The sequence below is a fragment of the Martinezella tropici genome (assembly GCF_008370325.1).
Taxonomy (GTDB): domain Bacteria; phylum Pseudomonadota; class Alphaproteobacteria; order Rhizobiales; family Rhizobiaceae; genus Rhizobium; species Rhizobium tropici_B.
In genome coordinates this window covers 1-2,312 of the sequence record NZ_VNIP01000032.1, presented here as the reverse complement: position 1 = coordinate 2,312, position 2,312 = coordinate 1, and the positions used below count along the sequence as shown (strand labels likewise).

Sequence of the window (2,312 nt, the reverse complement as noted above, 5' to 3'; positions counted from 1 at the left end):
GGCCCAGATCGCGATCGTCACGAACAAGATCTGGATCGTGTCGGTCGATACCAGCACGGCCGAAAGCGAAGCGGCCGGAAGGGTGATGAAGATGACGCCGACCCACGGCGCAATCTCGCGTCCCTCCTCGCCTTCGATCAGCCGCCGTGTGGTGCACATGAGCATCAGGGCGGTGGCGAGATGGAAGATCGGCGCCGATACGCGGATCCAGAATGTCGAGTCCGACCCGGAGATCGCGTTGAAGAAACGGATGACCCAGGCAATCATCGGCGGCTTGGAGTAGTAGCCGAAATCGAGATTCTGGCCCCAGAACCAATATTGCGCCTCGTCGACGAAGAGGTCGGTCCTGTTGACCAGCAACATGAGGACGCGCCAGAGCGTCACTCCGAAGATGATTGCGACGGCCACCTGCAGAGAGAGTTTCTGTGCAGTCGTTCGGGAATGGGTCGTGTCGAGCATTAACGGATGGGTCTCGGTGCCTGATCGTGAGGCTTAATACGGAACTATTGAGACCAAAGCTAGCTCCCGGTCGTCCGGATAACGACGGCATGCACCGACGTGGCCGCGAAGCGCCATGCATCCGATTTTGAAATCCGGGGTGTATTGCAGCGCGCCTAGAGGACGCGCGAAGCGGCTTTACCGCGTGTCTCCTCGATGCGGCACAGAAGCATGAAGGCTGCCAGCGTCAGGCTGGCCATCAGCGAGGCGGTCAAACCAAGAACAATCATTGCTCTCTCCGTATCGACATCGAAGCTGTCTATCTGTTGAGCAGTAAGATACGAAGCTTGCTCGTGACTTGCGGCCCGTGTCTTTACCGATCGATGAAGTATATCCGAAAGTAATGCCTAATTTAGAGCAAAATACTGCAGAACATGCCTTCTTCCGTCATTAACCTTCGGGCAAGGAATTAACCATAAACATTGAGTCTGAACGTCGGAATGGGAAAATTGTGACTCGTTCTCACCAGGCATGAAGCCGCCCCGTCGTACCGGGTTCGATCCGGTATCCACTTCATCAAACAGGTCCGCAGCAGACTTTGATGAACGAGCGAGCTTCAGCGCCGCGATCGATCGATCGAAGGCGATGACAGCCTTTCCTCGCCTCCTCATTGCGCCTGGCGCGGATCATCAGCGGTTTCGCCGGCGCTTGGGCGCGCGGCAGTTCGGCGGGGACGGTATTGGCGCAGGATTCGCCATCAGATCAGGCAGGCAGGGCGCAGGCTGGCAGCCTTCGCGACCGCTTGCGTTTTGCTGGTCTCGATGCCGGGCAATGCGAAATCTTGCGCCGAAACCGGCCGATGCTCGAAACGCATCTGAAAGCAGGCCTGCGCGATCTTTTCCATCGGTTCCAAGCCTATCCGGACGCCGCGCGCAATTTTTCCAGCGAAAACCAGCTCGATCGCCTTCAGGATCTGCAGTCCTCACACTGGGATGTGCTGACGGATGCACGCTTCGACAGTCTTTATGCAGAGCGCGTTAAGGTTCTGTCGGACAGTGAAAGCAAGATGGGGCTCGACCCACGCTGGCACGTTGCGGGCCACGGCGTCATGCTGGAGCATCTTCTTGCCGGTCTTCTCGACGAAATGGGCGGCCGCGCCATCCTGCCCGGAGCCAAGCGCCGCGCCCGCGAGCTCAGCGAACTCGTTACATCCGTCGTGCGTCTCGTGATGGTCGATGTCGAGATTGCTGTATCGTTGCGGTTCAACGAATTGCGGGTCGGCCACCAGCGGGCGCTCGCTGAACAGCGGGCTGCCGATCGCGCCGAGGCAGCATCCTTCATTGCCGATCTCGCCAACGGCCTTGCTGATCGCGATCTGACGACCCGGCTGCCGATGGCCCGACTGCCGATGGATTGTCCCGAAGCCTATGCCGAGGTCGCGGAAGTCTTGAATGCGGCACTCGCGGACATCCAGCAGCAGTTTTCGGCTCTGTCCGGCGGTGTGCAGGCGGCGGAGGCGGCAAGCGATGCCATTTCCCATGCCTCGAAATCCCTGGCGGAAACATCGTCCGAACAGTCGCGTGCGCTTGCGGTCTCGGCGCGGCAGCTTGCCGAGCTCGCCGAGCAGGTGCGCGGCAATGCGGCCAATACCCGCTCGGCCGAGAAGGTTACAGCATCGACCCGCATCGCCGCCGAAGACAGCGGCCGGATCGTCGGGCAGGCGATCTCGGCCATGTCGGATATCGAGACCTCAGCCGAAAAGATCGGCCAGATCATCGGCGTCATCGATGAAATCGCGTTCCAGACCAATCTTCTTGCCCTGAATGCCGGCATCGAAGCCGCCCGCGCCGGCGATAGCGGCCGTGGCTTTGCCG

General features: G+C 60.0%; 2 protein-coding genes. One reads left to right on the top strand and one right to left on the bottom strand.

Annotated elements, in window-relative coordinates:
• On the bottom strand, nt 1–459 hold a 459-nt coding region (locus tag FP026_RS30025; RefSeq protein ID WP_188112722.1), incomplete at its 3' end, for an ArnT family glycosyltransferase.
• Nucleotides 460–1,177: 718 nt separating this feature from the next.
• On the opposite strand from FP026_RS30025, the gene FP026_RS30020 reads away from it, so the two are divergent.
• A partial coding sequence (locus tag FP026_RS30020; RefSeq protein WP_149638165.1) for a globin-coupled sensor protein occupies nt 1,178–2,312 on the top strand: 1,135 nt, incomplete at its 3' end.